Source organism: Sphingobacterium multivorum, assembly GCF_900457465.1.
GTDB lineage: Bacteria > Bacteroidota > Bacteroidia > Sphingobacteriales > Sphingobacteriaceae > Sphingobacterium > Sphingobacterium multivorum.
Map to the genome: position 1 here is coordinate 1,318,617 of NZ_UAUU01000011.1, position 15,163 is coordinate 1,333,779.

Here is a 15,163-nt window from a genome sequence, read left to right on the forward strand (position 1 = left end):
TGGGGACAATAGAGAGGAGCTGTTGATCAATAAGATCAGATTATCAATTCGTTTTAAACTGCAATGATGAGGATGTAAAGCTGATGAAATCGGTTTGTTTGAACAGAGGTCGGGAGCGGGGCTAGTAATTATACCTGTATAATGCGTTGAATAGCGCTAAACTCCTGTTATTTTATCAGAATTTTTACTAAATTTGTGTCACAATTTATTTATTGAAAACGTAAGTGTAATAACATAATTGTACATGTTGTTTTATGTTTTCTATTTTTTAACAATTTAAAGATCATAGTTGTAAATGATTAAAATTACACTACCGGATGGTTCCGTAAGAGAGTATCAACAAGGGATCACTGCTGCAGAGATTGCGTTATCAATCTCGGAGGGGCTTGCAAGAAACGTCCTTGCTGCCGAAGTTAATGGTGAAGTGTGGGATTCTGCCCGTGCTATTGAAAATGACGCTACTGTCAAGTTATTGACCTGGAATGATACCAAAGGTAAATCCACTTTTTGGCATTCTTCAGCCCACTTATTGGCTGAGGCATTGGAGGCATTGTATCCTGGGATTAAATTTGGTATTGGTCCCGCGATTGAAACCGGATTTTACTACGATGTTGATTTCGGTGATCGTGAATTCTCGTCTGATGACTTTAAAGCGATCGAAGACAAGATGCTGGAGCTGGCTAAACGGAAAGAAACATTTGAACGTAAAGCTGTTTCAAAATCGGATGCATTGGCTTACTTTACTGAAAAAGGAGATGAGTATAAGCTAGATCTAATCAAAGACTTGGAAGATGGAAAGATTACTTTCTATACTCAAGGGGAATTTACAGATTTATGTCGTGGGCCTCATATTCCAAATACTGGGTTTATCAAAGCGATTAAATTGACTAATGTTGCCGGTGCTTACTGGAGAGGTGATGAGTCTCGCAAACAGTTGACACGTATTTATGGTGTTACTTTCCCTAAAGCATCGGAGCTTACAGAATATTTGAAATTTATAGAAGAGGCGAAAAAACGCGATCACCGTAAACTGGGGAAAGAGTTGGAACTTTTTGCTTTTTCTGAAAAAGTTGGTGCAGGTTTGCCTCTTTGGTTGCCTAAAGGTGCTGCATTACGTCAAAAGCTGATAGACTTCTTACAGAAAGCACAGTTAAACTCAGGGTATGAGCCTGTTGTTACTCCGCATATCGGACATAAGCAGTTATATGTGACTTCTGGACACTATGAGAAATATGGCGCGGATTCATTTCAGCCGATAAAAACTCCGATCGAAGGAGAAGAGTTTTTGTTAAAACCAATGAACTGTCCGCATCACTGTGAAATTTATAAAGTAAAACCACGTTCGTATAAGGACTTACCGGTTCGATTTGCAGAGTTTGGTACTGTATATCGTTACGAACAGTCTGGTGAGCTTCACGGATTGACAAGGGTGCGTGGATTTACTCAGGATGATGCCCATTTATTTTGTCGTCCCGATCAGGTTAAAGATGAATTCAAAAAGGTAATCGATTTAGTACTTTATGTTTTTGGAGCCTTAGGCTTTAATGATTATACAGCACAAGTGTCGTTACGTGATCCTGAGAATCGTACGAAGTATATTGGTACTGACGAAAACTGGGCTTTGGCTGAATCTGCAATTATTGAAGCTGCAGAGGAAAAAGGCTTGCCGACAGTCGTAGAATATGGTGAAGCGGCTTTCTATGGTCCAAAATTGGATTTTATGGTGAAGGATGCTTTAGGTCGTAAATGGCAGTTGGGTACTATACAGGTGGATTACAATTTGCCTGAGCGCTTTGAGTTGGAATATACGGGAAGTGATAACATGAAACATCGCCCTGTGATGATTCACCGTGCGCCCTTCGGATCTTTAGAACGTTTTGTGGCTGTATTGATCGAACATTGTGCTGGACAATTCCCATTATGGCTTGCTCCTGAGCAATTTATCGTCTTGCCAGTGTCAGAAAAATATGAAGAATATGCTCAAAATGTTTTGAATTCGCTAAATAATTCCGATATTCGCGGACTGATAGACTTACGTGACGAGAAAGTGGGCAGAAAAATCAGAGACGCCGAAGTGAAAAAGCTTCCTTATATGTTGATTGTAGGGGAAAAAGAGGTGGAAAATGGCACAGTTTCTGTACGTAAACATGGCTCAGTGGAATTAGGAACTATGACTGCTGAGGCATTTAGAGATATATTAATTAAGGAAATAACCGTTTAATTTTTAAACATTTGGCATTAAAAAGACCCGGTGGTCCAAGACCACCAATGAGAAAGAAAGAACCAGATCACCGCATTAATGAGTTAATCAAAGTACCTGAGGTACGTTTGGTAGGAGATAATGTGGAGCAAGGAGTTTTCCCTACGCGCAAAGCGTTAGAGTTGGCTGATGAGTTGGAACTTGATTTAGTGGAGATTTCGCCAAATGCTGTACCGCCGGTTTGTAAGATTATCGACTACAGTAAGTTTGTTTACGAACAGAAGAAGAAACAAAAGGAAATCAAAGCTAATGCAAAACAGACTGTTATTAAAGAAATTCGTTTCGGACCTAACTCTGGTGAGCATGATTTTGAGTTCAAATTGAAGCATGCGATTAAGTTTCTTGAAAGTGGAGAGAAAGTTCGTGCTTATGTACACTTCAAAGGTCGTGCTATTGTACACAAGGATCAAGGTGAAATCTTGTTGTTACGCTTTGCTCAGGCTTTAGAGGATTACGGTAAAGTAGAGCTTTTACCGAAATTAGAAGGTAAACGCATGTTTTTAACAGTAGCTCCAAAGGCTCCTAAAAAATAATAAGAATTCTAACAGATTGATATAAAATTTATAAGTATTATGCCAAAAGTTAAAACCAATTCCAGCGCAAAGAAACGTTTCAAATTGACTGGAACAGGTAAAATTGCAAGAAAAAACGCTTTCAAAAGCCACATCTTGACAAAAAAGAGCACAAAACGTAAACGTAACTTAACACAAACAAGTTATGTATCTGATGGCGATATGGGCAACGTAAAACGTATGCTTGCTATCGGTAAATAAGTTTTATTCGATTTTATTAATAATAATTTTTTAACCGGGTATAAGGTTGTAAGTTCATTGAAATACATGACACCTTCTACCAAACTAATTTTAAAAATATGCCACGTTCGGTTAACGCAGTAGCTTCTAGAAGAAGACGCAAAAAAATCCTAGGCCTTGCAAAAGGTTACTTTGGATCACGTAGCAAAGTTTATACTATTGCTAAAAATACAGTAGAAAAAGGTTTACAATACGCTTACCGCGATCGTAAAACCAAAAAACGCGAGTTTAGAGCTTTATGGATTCAACGTATCAACGCTGGAGCTCGTCAACACGGAATTTCTTATTCCCAATTGATCGGTAAATTAAACGCTAAAAACATTGGTTTGAACCGTAAGGTTTTAGCTGACTTAGCTTTAAATAACCCAGAAGCTTTCAAAGCAGTTGTAGACGCAGTAAAATAGAGTTTTTAATCCGCTGTCAATTTGTTAGAGATATTAAAGGAGCCTAAAAGGCTCCTTTTTTTGTTATGACGGTTACTGTATCTTTTTTGGGACGTTATGTGCCAGGTAAACCCAATTCAATGCTATGTTTCATTTTAGTTCTTACTCCCCAATTATACTCTTGATGCAAGTGACGCTGTATATTACAACTTATAGCTCTTTTAGATTTGAAATTAGGTTTGATTTTTGTTGATCTGTAGAAAACATAACATTATGAAACTAAGAACAATTACATTTGGATTTTCACTTCTTTTGATCGGAAGTTTGGTGATGGCGGCCAAAGAGCCAGTTTCGAAGGCTCTAACGAACGATGTGGTTAATCAGCAGGGAAAAGTTATCTCAATTGAAGGGGTGAACAATAATCGTACGATAGAGGCCAAAGGGGGGGAGATTGTACAAATAGAAGGTGCTGACAATAAAGTTGTAATCCGTGGCAATGTAAGTAAATTGATTATTGAGGGGAAGGGGAATACAGTAACAGGCAATGACATCGCAACGGTAACGATAGAGGGAGCAGACAATATGGTCAATATTGGTTCAGTAGAGACCGTTCAGATTGAGGGAGTCAAAAACCATGTCCATTATAAGTCTACGAAGAACAAGTCTGGTCAGGTAAAAGTGTCTACTGAAGGCGCGGATAATATGGTGATGAAAATGAAATAATGTAAATCAGATTTCCATAAAAAAGGGTTGTGTATATTATTTACAGAACCCTTTTTTATGAAAATGGTAGCTACGGTTTGTCTTGATCGTCCTCGGGATGACTGCGAGCAACTGTATCCCCCTGGGATTGAAATTCCGCTCCAGCTTCGTTTTCTCCTTGTTTCATCATTGAATAAGGCTTTAGAAAATCTTGATCAAAAGGATGCCCTGTCGCCGCCTTCTGAATAATCCCATCGTTCTGATATGGGCGAACACAGGTACCCTTTACGCGTTCCGATTTATAGACATAAGTTCCCCAAATACAGAAAAAGAAAATCGATTTTAAAGCATCTTTATAATGTGTGAACAGATCCTCTGTTTTTTTCAAAATAACTTTTGAACATAAAATGGGATACAATTCCATCAATAGTACAGAATACGGCCATAAATAGTGCAACGATAAAGAAGGTCTGAGCGAAAATATCCCGTTTCTTGATCAGCAAGATACAGCTATAAATCAAACCAGCCAGCATAAATATATTACAGATTATTTCAAATAATAGTAAAGTTCTGTATAGAACGGGGGAAACACCTTCCATCTGATCTACCGCTTGCCAAGTATATAAATTAAAGGAGGGCTGTTGGAAGAAAAATATACCGGATAAGGTGAATATATTTATAAAAAGGACAATAAGCAGTACGATCATCCATCCGCCAATCTGATCGTAATAAATCTCGTCATAAGGTTTGATGATAAAAGCTTTGGTCTTATTATACTTTTTAACAATATACCAGATGACAGCTGGCACCAGAAGAACGACTAGGATCAGAACAAACCAATTAATGTCTTTCGCTGATGCCGGCGTATTCAGATTAGGTATCCCATCTGTTACATATCCATCATTGTCAAGATAGAAACCATTATAAAAGATATGATCACGATCTGCAAAATCTGTATAATACTGTTTCAGGTCTTTTTGTTCGACAAAGGGTTCGTGGAAACTTAACGTGTATGCAACCTTAATACTATCCTGTTCTACTTCCAGTGTTTTGCCGAAAACATACGCAGTGCGGTCGAAATAACTATTGTCTCTATAATTGCCAAATTCCTTTTTCCCTTTGTTGACGATATACATTTCGTAGGTTAGATCTGTTGGAAAAGAAAGGCTTAGGGGAGCAATACGATCCTCCATAATCTCTGGAAGCTTGTCATTTATATTTGTTCCCAACAAAGGAATATATTTTTTAGTAGATCCGCTTTCTGTCTTTCCAATGTTTTTTATTTTATACTTTTCGATGATCTCCACAATATTGTTCTCCAGATCATCTTTGTATTGTATTTGACCAATTTTATTGATCTTCGGATAGATCTTGGCATAATACTCCAAGTATTGCTTCTGTATGTCATTTTTTGCACTACTTTGAATATAAGTACGCATATCGTCCGCTTCATTTCCAACATAAGTTGTGTGGACATCCAGGGTAGCCTCAAATTTGCCTTCCATTGTCAAGGTTTCCTTGACTTTAATATTACCGGTAACATGCTGCGGTACGTCTGTAAGCTTTCCACTACCCATAGTCGAGAGTACTTTTCCATAAGCTGGGAAATACCTATTTTTGATATCTCCACCCTGATTAGTTATGGTTGGATCAATATATTGGGACCGTCCACCAATATTAACTTCAATAACCATATGGTTGAAAGCATAAGGTGAGGGGAGTTCTTCCTGTAGGCCTCTATTCTTATAGGTATTGGCTAATACGAGTCCTGCATCAATATTCTTGTTTTTGAGCATTGTGGCCAGCAGCATTGATTTATCTTTACAATCGCCGTAGCGCTGGGAAAATACTTTTTCTGGAACATTTGCCCGGTGCGAATATTCTCCCATCTCAATACCCATATAGCGTATCTCATTTTGTACAAAGTCGCAGGCCTTTTTCAGGTACGCATAGGGTTGCCCGTTGGACTCTTTCCAAAGTTGATTGACGAAGGCTTGAAGTGTATTTGTCGTTGCTATTTGTGGAATAGGATTAATTTTACGGTTCCATTGATCAACTTCCTGCCAGGTATTGAATTCCGAGCATTGGATATATTTTAAAGGGTTGTACCATGACGGGCTATAATCTTCGTATTGAACCGTTTTGTCCGCCGTCAGCTCCCAGAAGAAATTTGTTGTATTTCCTGTTGACTGTTGCTGCACCTCAGGAGCGCCATTGAAACTCTTAAACTGAAGTTTGCGACCATTGGGTACAATATAGTTGAGATGGACCAGACCTGTAGGTTCATATCCCTGTAAGTAGTAGCTGTCGAAAAATTTCTGTTCAAATACTGGGTTTACACCTATTATTGAATAAGCAAATACAATCTTGTCGTCTTTACGTAAATCCTCCAAAACATAATGGGCCATTTGACTTCCGTTGTAGATAGATCTCGAAAGCTCTGTTTCGGAGGCAAGGAGCTTAAATTTTGCTTGCGGTAGTAGATTAATATCCTTGCCGTTGCGAATAACCTTTAGCTCATGTAGTTGAAGTTTTTGAAAATGCGGGTCAAAGGTTACCTGAATTTGCCCCAGATTTTCGATTCCAGTCTGATCAAATAGAACTTTTATGTCCTTATAATATTTTGTTTGGGTAGCCAAGTTTATTTGATGTTCGATTAGCTCATAGTAATATCCATCACTAATATCATCCAAATTTGGCTTTATGGCCTTTTTTGTAGTGGGCCGGAGCCAAGTTGGCGATGCCGTCTTTTGGATAGTTGTTTGGCTAAAAGACCAGGAAAATGCAGCTAGTACGAGTACAAAGGCAAATAGAAGATGGCTAAATCTTTTCATTAATTCATAATTTAGCCTAAGATAAGTAAAAATTGGAAGCAACGGTAGGCGAATTTAAGGAGTATTGGAAATTCGGCCTTAGTTGAGTCTAGGTTATCTAGCAACTAAAAGGGTTGTCCGTATATACGAACAACCCTTTTAGTTGCTAATCCGGTAATTTTATAATTTACTTTCTCTTTTTTTCTTTTTCTTAACGACTTTAGGCATTTGAGCTTGCTTTGCTTCATATTGTCTCTCAATATATTGTATAATTTCTGAGGCAATATCTTTTTTTGTCGCTTTCTCGATGCCTTCCAAACCAGGAGATGAGTTTACTTCCAGTACTAAAGGGCCTCTGTCAGAAGGAATCATATCTACACCACAAACCGTAAGTCCTAGCTGTGCCGCAGCCGCAATTGCTGTTTCTCTTTCAGCTTTACTTAACCGGATAATCTGAGCGGTGCCACCCCGATGGATATTTGATCTAAACTCACCCTCTTTCGCCGTGCGTTTCATCGCTCCAACAACTTTGCCGTCAACCACGAATGCACGAATATCAGAGCCTTTAGACTCTTTGATGAACTCTTGGATCAGGATGTTATTGCCCAGGCCGTAGAACGCTTCTATAACAGAAGAGGCCGCTTTTTTGGTTTCGGCAAGTACAACACCGATACCTTGGGTTCCCTCGAGTAGTTTAATGACTAAAGGAGCACCACCTACCATACTGATGAGATCGTCCACATCGGAGGCTGTGCGTGCAAATCCTGTAATCGGGAGTCCGATACCTGCCCCGGATAAAATCTGTAGGCATCTCAATTTGTCTCGGGAACGCGTAATGGCTTGACTGGGATTCGCGGAAATGACATCCATCACCTCAAATTGTCTAACGATAGCAGATCCATAGAATGTTACCGATGCTCCTATCCGGGGAATAATGGCATCAATATCACTGAGATCCTGTCCTTTATAATGAATACTGGGTTTACCTTGTTGAATGCCTACATAACATTTGCTGTGATCGATGACAACACATTCGTGTCCTCTTTGTTGTGCGGCTTCTACGAGACGACGAGTTGAGTATAAACTCTTTACTGTCGATAATACGGCAATTTTCACGGTTTGTATATTGAATATATTTTGTGCTAAGATAACAAAATAGCTTGGCTAATTGTTTTATTTTACCAGGGTCTTCGTCGACAGATTTTCTTTGGAAACATCGACCAAAAATCTTTTGTTTAAGAAATTTTTACCCAACAGCATAGGATAGGTCATTTGTGATCTATTTCTAAAGGAGATCTTAATGCTAAATACCTGGTTATATAATGTTGCTGTTGTGCGGATATAGTAACGCTTTTCTTCTTGGCCAAAAGAACTTTTCACTAGTTTTGTCCTATAGAGTTTTAACTTCAGTGTTTTTGTTTCTTTTGTCCCAAAATTTGTTATAAGTTCACAGATAATCCAATCCTGACCATCTTCCTTAACGATCTCGTACGAATTGCAATGTAGTACCGATGAAGCAGCACCGGTATCGACTTTTGCTTCTATACCATATATTCCCAATTCAGGTAAATCAAGGGTCTCTTTCCAGCCCACAAGAAGTTTCTCTTTCATTTATACCAAATTGAAAAAATAGCCCTGTCGCCTGTATAAGCAGGGGACAGGGATGAAAATCTTTTATTCGTAGATAAATTCTCCGTAAGGAGAGGTTATAGTAACTTTTTTAGCAGTAGATTCTTCCACGCGACCTATGATTTGAGCCGGAATGCCAAACGACTCTGAAATAGCAATGATATCCGATGCAATTGATTCCGGTACATATAATTCCATACGATGTCCCATATTAAATACTTTGTACATTTCTTTCCAGTCTGTATTGGATTCTTTCTGTATTAATTCAAAAAGAGGTGGGATCGGGAAAAGATTATCTTTGATGACATGCACATTATCAACGAAGTGTAAAACCTTTGTTTGCGCTCCACCTGAGCAATGCACCATTCCGTCGATTTGTGAACGATACTTGTCCAGTATTTGTTTGATAACAGGCGCATAAGTACGCGTCGCCGAAAGAACAAGCTTACCCGCAGTTATTTTTTCTCCTGTTTCAACTTCGATTTCATTGGTGAGGTCCTGGGCTTCCAGCGAAAACTAGTTCGTAAGGAACAGCTGGATCATACGCTTCAGGATATTTTTCAGCTACTTTTTTGTTAAATACATCATGACGTGCAGAAGTTAGTCCATTGGAACCCATTCCGCCATTGTACGTCTGTTCATAGGTTGCTTTTCCATTCGATGCCAATCCAACAATTACATTGCCACCTTTGATGCGATGATTTGAAATGACGTCTTCACGTTTCATACGACAGGTCACCGTACTATCAACAATGATGGTGCGAACAAGGTCGCCAACGTCGGCCGTTTCACCTCCTGTAGAATAGATGCCAATTCCCAAATCCCGAAGTTCAGATAGAATCTCTTCTGTGCCATTGATGATTTCTGCGATCACCTCTCCAGGAATAAGATTTTTATTTCTGCCAATCGTTGAGGATAAAAGAATGTTATCGATGGCTCCCACGCAAAGCAAGTCGTCAATATTCATGATAATTGCATCCTGTGCTATACCTTTCCACACTGAAATATCACCGGTTTCCTTCCAGTATACATAAGCCAATGAAGATTTGGTACCAGCACCATCCGCATGCATAATATTACACCAGTCTGGATCTCCACCCAAAATATCTGGAATTATTTTGCAAAATGCTTTGGGAAACAGACCCTTATCTATATTTTTTATCGCATGTGCACATCCTCTTTCCCTGCGGATACGCCTCGTTGATTGGTATTTAAATCTGACATCTTAGGGCAAAAATAAGCAATAGGACTGAATTAAAGAACCTAATTCGTGTAATTTAATCACTTATTATTATGCGCCAATGTTGAATTAGATTTTCGAGATTACTTTTTCGCATTGGCCGGACTTGTGCTGGGTAAGCATCTGTACATAATGTCTTCTCGTTTGTTGAAATGCTTTAAATACAAACTGTACGCTTTTTGTCGTTAAAAATAATTTGTGTGATGTGGGAAAGGTTTGCAGCAGATCGTCAATCGGATTCGGAACTTCATTTTGTATGGCTAAATCCATACTGCCGGGACGAGAGGCTTCTGCACAAACATCCCAAAGACCAATGTTGTTTTTGAGTATAAATCTATCTTCTCCGTATAATTTGTTTGTTCCGGTGCATTGAACAAATTGGTGATTACTTTCCAAAAGCGATTTTGTGGATGTGCATAATATTCATTTTCTGCCAGAGATTATCTCCGGGCAACGAGCCAAGGATGAGTATTTCTGTCGTCGAATTGACTAAGGGTAGAAAGGATTTTTTGCGCATGATCAAAAATAGCAATTTTAGATTTCCTTTGAAATATGAAAATTATTGTAGTATTTTTATGATATTAAAATGATATCAAATATATATTAACAATTATGGAAAACTAATTAAACCAATGTCAGGGCTATTTAGCTTTATTGATAGCTGTTGTCTCGTTTGTGGCAGCTATATTTTCATTTGCGAGTGTAGAAGAAAGTTCGCTGTATGTTGTATTGGGAGTGGTATTAATGATTGCTACTTTTTTATTTTAAAGGGATTGATGATTATTAATCCAAATCATTCACGTGTGCTGAATTTCTTCGGAAAATATGTAGGTACCGTTAAGGAAAATGGATTGTTTTTTGTCAATCCGTTGTATTCAACGATTAAAGTAAGTCTTCGTTCGGATAACTTACAGGGACAGACACTGAAAGTAAATGACAAGATGGGAAACCCAATTGAGATTGGGGCAGTGATCGTGTGGCAAGTGGGTGACACGTATAAAGCTGCTTATGATGTCAGTAACTACACATCTTATGTACGCACGCAGAGTGAAGCAGCAGTAAGACATTTGGCCGGAAGCTTTCCTTACGATAACTTGGAAGATGAAGGAGCGGAGATCACCTTGCGTGAAGGTGGGGATACCGTAAATCATATTCTTGAACAAGAATTGTCGGATCGTTTGGCGCCAGCTGGCGTTATTATTAAGGAAGCAAGAATCAGCCATTTGGCCTACGCGTCAGAAATCGCTGGTGCGATGCTTCAAAGACAACAGGCGGCAGCAATTGTGGCCGCAAGGGCAAAGATCGTAGATGGTGCAGTTGGGATGGTGGAAATGGCCTTGCATAAATTGTCTGAGAAAGATATTGTAGAGTTGGATAACGAGAAAAAAGCAGCAATGGTCAGCAATTTAATGGTTGTACTCTGTGGAGAGAAAGCAGCGACACCAATTGTAAATACAGGTACTTTGTACCAATAAACGAAATGAAATGGCGGATAAGAAAAACTTTATGCTACGCTTAGACGACCAAATGTACAAAGCATTGGAAAAATGGGCTGCAGATGAGTTTAGAAGTGTTAATGGGCAGATAGAATATCTTTTACATAAGGCACTGCAAGAAAATAAAAGATTGGGTGCAGAAAAAAAGCCTGCTGATAAGAAATAGCCTATAGTAAGGAACGAAAACTGTACCTTTGGCCTCGCAATTAATAAAGCCAAAGGTACTTTTTATTTAATGTTTTAACGATAGAAGATGAAGATTAATCCAGCGTACAAGTTATTGGTCGTAAGTACAAGCACGATCCATGGGAGTGAGTTTTTAGCTTATATTAAGCACGATTTTGTCGAATTTATTCAGTCAGACGAATTGCTGTTTGTCCCTTTTGCGAGACCTTCAGGAATTTCCTTTGATGCTTATACCGCTAAGGTACAAGATGCCCTGAAAGATGAGGGCGTGACGGTTAGGGGGCTCCATGAGTTTGACAATATGAAGAAGGCTATTCAGGATGCTAAAGCTATTTTTATTGGTGGAGGAAATACATTTTTACTCTTAAAAACGCTGTATGATCTGGATTTGGTTCCGCAACTGCGCGTACAAGTAGCAAAGGGGATTCCATATGTGGGCACATCCGCGGGGTCCAATTTGACCGGATTAACAATTGGAACCACGAATGATATGCCTATTGTTTATCCGCCTAGTTTTAACGCACTTGGTTTCTTACCTTTTAATATCAATCCACATTATTTGGATCCAGATCCAAATTCTACACATAAAGGAGAGACGAGGGAAACGCGAATTCAGGAATTTCATCAATTGAACAGCCAACCTGTTATAGGCTTGCGTGAAGGTAGCTGGCTACACGTAAATGACGGGACCATTGTACTGCAAGGTGGTTTAAAAGCACGGTTGTTTAAGGCGGGGCTTGAACCTGTAGAGCTAGCACCTGGATTAATTAATTTTTAAGCTATTGTAAAGTTAATGGGCAAGGAACGTCAAATGGACCGTTCAGCACAGTGGTAGACGATTTTATGAAAAGCTGGCCCTAATTCCCATTGGAAAAAATAGTTTTTCAGATTGTTGAAAATAATACAAAATAAGCTACTTTTGCGCTAAATCCATTAAAATTTTCTTCCAATGGAACAAAATTCAGCATTACACCCGGCCGATATCGCGGAAGAAATATCGCGTTTAAGTAAAGGGGAGCAACATCAAGAGTTTATGGACTATCCTTTGGAGGATAGATTGGAGATCTTTTCTTTTTTTGAAATGGATGTTCAATATACGTTGATCAAATCCATGACGGAGCATGAGCTGTCCGAATTGCTGAATAATTTGAAGCCGGATACCCGGAATGAATTATTGTCGGAATTGCCGGATGATCTGATTAAATATCTGATCAATCTATTGAATGAGCGCGAGAAGCAAATGGCTTTGGAGCTGATCGGATATAAAGAGGATAGTATAGCCCGACTTATGACACCAATGTATGTGCAAGTTCGTCCTTATTATACTGTTGATGATGTCTTTCGGCATATTAAAGTTTTTGGAAGGAAAGCTGAAACGCTCAATTTTATTTATGTAGTTGATGAGAAAAACGTATTGATCGATGACTTGAAAATTGGTCAATTACTACTATCGGATTCTTCTACTAAGATTTCCGACTTAATTGACTACAATTTTGCCGCGATTAAAGCCTCTACACCCATGGAAGAGGCCTTCGAGACTTTTCAAAAATATGACCGCAGTGCTTTGCCTATCGTTACAGAAGCAGGGGTGTTGGTTGGAATTGTGACATTTGATGATGTGTTGGACCGAATTGAAGATCGCGATACAGAAGATATCCAGCGATTTGGAGGGATGGAAGAATTGGATCTGGCTTATACCAAAACCCCCTTGTTGCAATTGATTCAAAAAAGAGCTGGCTGGTTAATCATTTTGTTTTTTAGCGAAATGCTTACAGCCTCAGCAATGGGCTTTTTTGAGGGGAATTGGAAAAAGCGGTTGTGCTTGCTTTGTTTGTTCCTTTAATTATATCCAGTGGAGGTAATTCGGGGTCGCAGGCGGCATCTTTAATTATTCGTGCCATGGCGCTCGGAGAGTTAAAGCTTAAAGATTGGTGGTATGTGATGAAGCGCGAAGTTTCTTCCGGTTTAATTTTAGGTGGGATATTAGGTTCGATCGGATTTCTACGGATATTGGCCTGGCATTTTCTTGGTCTATATGACTATGGTCCTTATTGGATTTCAATTGGCTTTACGGTTGCGGTTTCCTTATTGTTTATTGTTTTATGGGGAACTTTGTCGGGATCGTTTATTCCATTTATCCTACGTCGGTTCGGTTTGGATCCAGCGACAGCATCAGCGCCGTTTGTTGCAACGTTGGTGGATGTCTCCGGATTGATTATCTATTTTACTGTTGCAGCATTCTTTCTGCACGGAAAACTACTGTAGTTCAGATGTCATCTATCCATTCTTGTAATCTGCACTCTTCTTTTTAGCATGTTTTTTTGTCCGATCTTGTGTTTATTTGAAGTAGTCCATAATGGAACACAAGGAGATAGACAAAGAAGCTGAAAGCGTATTGCTTGTTTATAAATTTAGCCTGCGGTATAATTTTTCCTTTAAACCGCCTTTTTGCGCGATATAAATTCCTTTTTTTCCGGAAAATAAAAAAGCGACTATACACGCTATTGCTATAAATAAAATAGGTTGAATCCCAAATAATTCATAACCCATTACAATACAGGCGAGCGGGGTGTTTGTAGCGCCTGAAAATACGGCTACAAAGCCCATGGCAGCCAGCAGGCTGACGGGAAGTGGAATAATGGTGCTTAATGCACTACCTAAGGTTGCCCCGATAAAAAATAAGGGGGTGACTTCTCCGCCTTTAAACCCGGCCGAAAGGGTGAAAGTCGTCAAAAGTAATTTGATAATAAAATCATAATAGTTCGACTGATCGACAAATGCGTTCTGAATCATGGGGATACCAAGTCCAATATAGTTACTGCTATGGAATAACGTAATGATAGGTACCAAAATAATACCGCCAATCACTGGTCTAAGCAGAGGATATTTAATTCGTTTGAATTGAAGGCTAAAGAAATCGCTGGCAGATGTAAAAAGCCATGCTGTAATACCGAATAGAATACCTGCGGCGAGGCTAAATCCAATATTGGTCAAGGACAGCATTGGAATAACATCATGAATTGGATAATGGCTGTGTGGAATATTCCATAATTGACAGCTGAAGTTCGCAAAATAGGCGGTAAATAAACAGGGTAGGATGCCGAAATATCTTTTTTTGCCAATCAGTAGGACTTCCAGGCCGAATATCGTTCCGGCGAGCGGGGTGCCAAACACAGCGGCAAATCCTGCAGTGATGCCGATCGAAATTAAGATGCGGCGTTCAGTTTTATCGAAGTCAAACCAGCGATTAAGCTGATCGGAAACTGCTCCACCTATCTGTACAGCAGTTCCTTCACGGCCTGCAGAACCCCCAAACAGATGTGTAAGTAAAGTTCCGAATAAGACAAGAGGCGCCATGATAAGCGGAATGCGGCGTTGAGGATGAAGGTATTCTTCAATCAGCAGGTTATTTCCTTTGCTTGATGGATCGCCCCAATACTTATAGGGCAATGCTATGGCAAATCCTGCTAGGGGAAGTCCATAAATTATCCAAGGATGAGCCTCCCGGTACTGCGTTACCCAATTGAGGGAAAAGAGAAAAAACGCACAAACAGATCCGACAATGAAACCTATCGCACTACAGGAGATAAGCCATTTAAGAAAAAAATGAAGATTGCTTTGATTTGAATGTGTTATAGCCAT

Annotated in this window: 17 protein-coding genes and 1 pseudogene; 10 read left to right on the forward strand and 8 right to left on the reverse strand. The window is 39.3% G+C overall.

The window, feature by feature from the left end:
- Positions 1-295: 295 nt before the first annotated feature.
- From thrS to DTA23_RS22995, 5 genes are all read left to right on the forward strand, one after another.
- Complete coding sequence (thrS, locus tag DTA23_RS22975) at positions 296-2,221, forward strand: threonine--tRNA ligase (RefSeq protein WP_112376148.1); 1,926 nt, start codon at positions 296-298, stop codon at positions 2,219-2,221.
- Between the two features lie 11 nt (positions 2,222-2,232).
- A complete protein-coding gene (gene infC, locus DTA23_RS22980; protein ID WP_075993338.1) occupies positions 2,233-2,793 on the forward strand; it encodes a translation initiation factor IF-3 in 561 nt (186 codons plus the stop codon).
- Between the two features lie 39 nt (positions 2,794-2,832).
- Complete coding sequence (rpmI, locus tag DTA23_RS22985) at positions 2,833-3,033, forward strand: 50S ribosomal protein L35 (protein ID WP_002993964.1); 201 nt, start codon at positions 2,833-2,835, stop codon at positions 3,031-3,033.
- Between the two features lie 98 nt (positions 3,034-3,131).
- Positions 3,132-3,476, forward strand: a complete 345-nt coding sequence (gene rplT, locus DTA23_RS22990; RefSeq protein ID WP_046674462.1) for a 50S ribosomal protein L20 — start codon at positions 3,132-3,134, stop codon at positions 3,474-3,476.
- Between the two features lie 252 nt (positions 3,477-3,728).
- Positions 3,729-4,178, forward strand: coding sequence for a DUF3060 domain-containing protein (locus DTA23_RS22995; protein ID WP_112376149.1), 450 nt, complete (start codon positions 3,729-3,731; stop codon positions 4,176-4,178).
- Positions 4,179-4,248: 70 nt separating this feature from the next.
- Here DTA23_RS22995 and DTA23_RS23000 read toward each other — a convergent pair whose 3' ends face one another.
- The 7 genes and pseudogenes from DTA23_RS23000 to DTA23_RS29760 all read right to left on the reverse strand — a co-directional run bounded on the left by DTA23_RS23000 (position 4,249) and on the right by DTA23_RS29760 (position 10,356).
- Positions 4,249-4,545, reverse strand: a complete 297-nt coding sequence (locus DTA23_RS23000) for a hypothetical protein (protein WP_112376150.1) — start codon at positions 4,543-4,545, stop codon at positions 4,249-4,251.
- Complete coding sequence (locus DTA23_RS23005) at positions 4,511-6,991, reverse strand: DUF3857 domain-containing protein (protein ID WP_112376151.1); 2,481 nt, start codon at positions 6,989-6,991, stop codon at positions 4,511-4,513. The genes DTA23_RS23000 and DTA23_RS23005 overlap by 35 nt, the downstream gene beginning before the upstream one ends.
- Positions 6,992-7,150: 159 nt before the next feature.
- A complete protein-coding gene (rimK, locus tag DTA23_RS23010; RefSeq protein WP_070565651.1) occupies positions 7,151-8,086 on the reverse strand; it encodes a 30S ribosomal protein S6--L-glutamate ligase in 936 nt (311 codons plus the stop codon).
- A 57-nt stretch (positions 8,087-8,143) separates the two neighbouring features.
- A complete protein-coding gene (locus DTA23_RS23015) occupies positions 8,144-8,581 on the reverse strand; it encodes an ATP-dependent zinc protease family protein (protein WP_070565649.1) in 438 nt (145 codons plus the stop codon).
- 63 nt (positions 8,582-8,644) lie between these two features.
- A pseudogene (locus DTA23_RS23020) lies at positions 8,645-9,823 on the reverse strand (AIR synthase related protein).
- An 85-nt stretch (positions 9,824-9,908) separates the two neighbouring features.
- A complete protein-coding gene (locus DTA23_RS23025; protein WP_112376152.1) occupies positions 9,909-10,235 on the reverse strand; it encodes a uracil-DNA glycosylase family protein in 327 nt (108 codons plus the stop codon).
- The gene (locus DTA23_RS29760) at positions 10,225-10,356 is read right to left on the reverse strand and encodes a hypothetical protein (protein ID WP_256604627.1); all 132 of its coding nucleotides are present in this window, start codon (positions 10,354-10,356) and stop codon (positions 10,225-10,227) included. Before DTA23_RS29760 ends, DTA23_RS23025 begins: the two co-directional genes overlap by 11 nt.
- Positions 10,357-10,615: 259 nt before the next feature.
- On the opposite strand from DTA23_RS29760, the gene DTA23_RS23030 reads away from it, so the two are divergent.
- From DTA23_RS23030 to DTA23_RS29765, 5 genes are all read left to right on the forward strand, one after another.
- A complete protein-coding gene (locus tag DTA23_RS23030; protein ID WP_256604628.1) occupies positions 10,616-11,314 on the forward strand; it encodes an SPFH domain-containing protein in 699 nt (232 codons plus the stop codon).
- A gap of 10 nt (positions 11,315-11,324) precedes the next feature.
- The gene (locus DTA23_RS23035) at positions 11,325-11,501 is read left to right on the forward strand and encodes a type II toxin-antitoxin system antitoxin (RefSeq protein ID WP_070565641.1); all 177 of its coding nucleotides are present in this window, start codon (positions 11,325-11,327) and stop codon (positions 11,499-11,501) included.
- An 87-nt stretch (positions 11,502-11,588) separates the two neighbouring features.
- On the forward strand, positions 11,589-12,299 hold the full coding sequence (gene pepE / locus DTA23_RS23040; protein ID WP_070565639.1) for a dipeptidase PepE: 711 nt from the start codon (positions 11,589-11,591) through the stop codon (positions 12,297-12,299).
- A gap of 171 nt (positions 12,300-12,470) precedes the next feature.
- Positions 12,471-13,364: a magnesium transporter gene (locus tag DTA23_RS23045; protein ID WP_256604629.1), complete on the forward strand. Its 894-nt coding sequence runs from the start codon at positions 12,471-12,473 to the stop codon at positions 13,362-13,364.
- On the forward strand, positions 13,349-13,786 hold the full coding sequence (locus tag DTA23_RS29765) for a magnesium transporter (protein ID WP_256604630.1): 438 nt from the start codon (positions 13,349-13,351) through the stop codon (positions 13,784-13,786). Before DTA23_RS23045 ends, DTA23_RS29765 begins: the two co-directional genes overlap by 16 nt.
- Before the next feature lie 138 nt (positions 13,787-13,924).
- On the opposite strand, the gene DTA23_RS23050 is transcribed toward DTA23_RS29765, so the two are convergent.
- On the reverse strand, positions 13,925-15,163 hold the full coding sequence (locus DTA23_RS23050) for a voltage-gated chloride channel family protein (RefSeq protein ID WP_070565635.1): 1,239 nt from the start codon (positions 15,161-15,163) through the stop codon (positions 13,925-13,927).

What these genes read in the sequence shown, in the direction of transcription:
- DTA23_RS23045 (WP_256604629.1), top strand. Translation starts at nt 12,471, where the DNA reads ATGGAACAAAATTCAGCATTACACCCGGCCGATATCGCGGAAGAAATA.
- DTA23_RS23050 (WP_070565635.1), bottom strand. Translation starts at nt 15,163, where the DNA reads ATGGCTATAACACATTCAAATCAAAGCAATCTTCATTTTTTTCTTAAA.
- DTA23_RS23030 (WP_256604628.1), top strand. Translation starts at nt 10,616, where the DNA reads ATGATTATTAATCCAAATCATTCACGTGTGCTGAATTTCTTCGGAAAA.
- DTA23_RS23035 (WP_070565641.1), top strand. Translation starts at nt 11,325, where the DNA reads ATGGCGGATAAGAAAAACTTTATGCTACGCTTAGACGACCAAATGTAC.
- rplT (WP_046674462.1), top strand. Translation starts at nt 3,132, where the DNA reads ATGCCACGTTCGGTTAACGCAGTAGCTTCTAGAAGAAGACGCAAAAAA.
- rpmI (WP_002993964.1), top strand. Translation starts at nt 2,833, where the DNA reads ATGCCAAAAGTTAAAACCAATTCCAGCGCAAAGAAACGTTTCAAATTG.
- pepE (WP_070565639.1), top strand. Translation starts at nt 11,589, where the DNA reads ATGAAGATTAATCCAGCGTACAAGTTATTGGTCGTAAGTACAAGCACG.
- thrS (WP_112376148.1), top strand. Translation starts at nt 296, where the DNA reads ATGATTAAAATTACACTACCGGATGGTTCCGTAAGAGAGTATCAACAA.
- DTA23_RS29760 (WP_256604627.1), bottom strand. Translation starts at nt 10,356, where the DNA reads ATGCGCAAAAAATCCTTTCTACCCTTAGTCAATTCGACGACAGAAATA.
- DTA23_RS22995 (WP_112376149.1), top strand. Translation starts at nt 3,729, where the DNA reads ATGAAACTAAGAACAATTACATTTGGATTTTCACTTCTTTTGATCGGA.
- DTA23_RS23015 (WP_070565649.1), bottom strand. Translation starts at nt 8,581, where the DNA reads ATGAAAGAGAAACTTCTTGTGGGCTGGAAAGAGACCCTTGATTTACCT.
- DTA23_RS23005 (WP_112376151.1), bottom strand. Translation starts at nt 6,991, where the DNA reads ATGAAAAGATTTAGCCATCTTCTATTTGCCTTTGTACTCGTACTAGCT.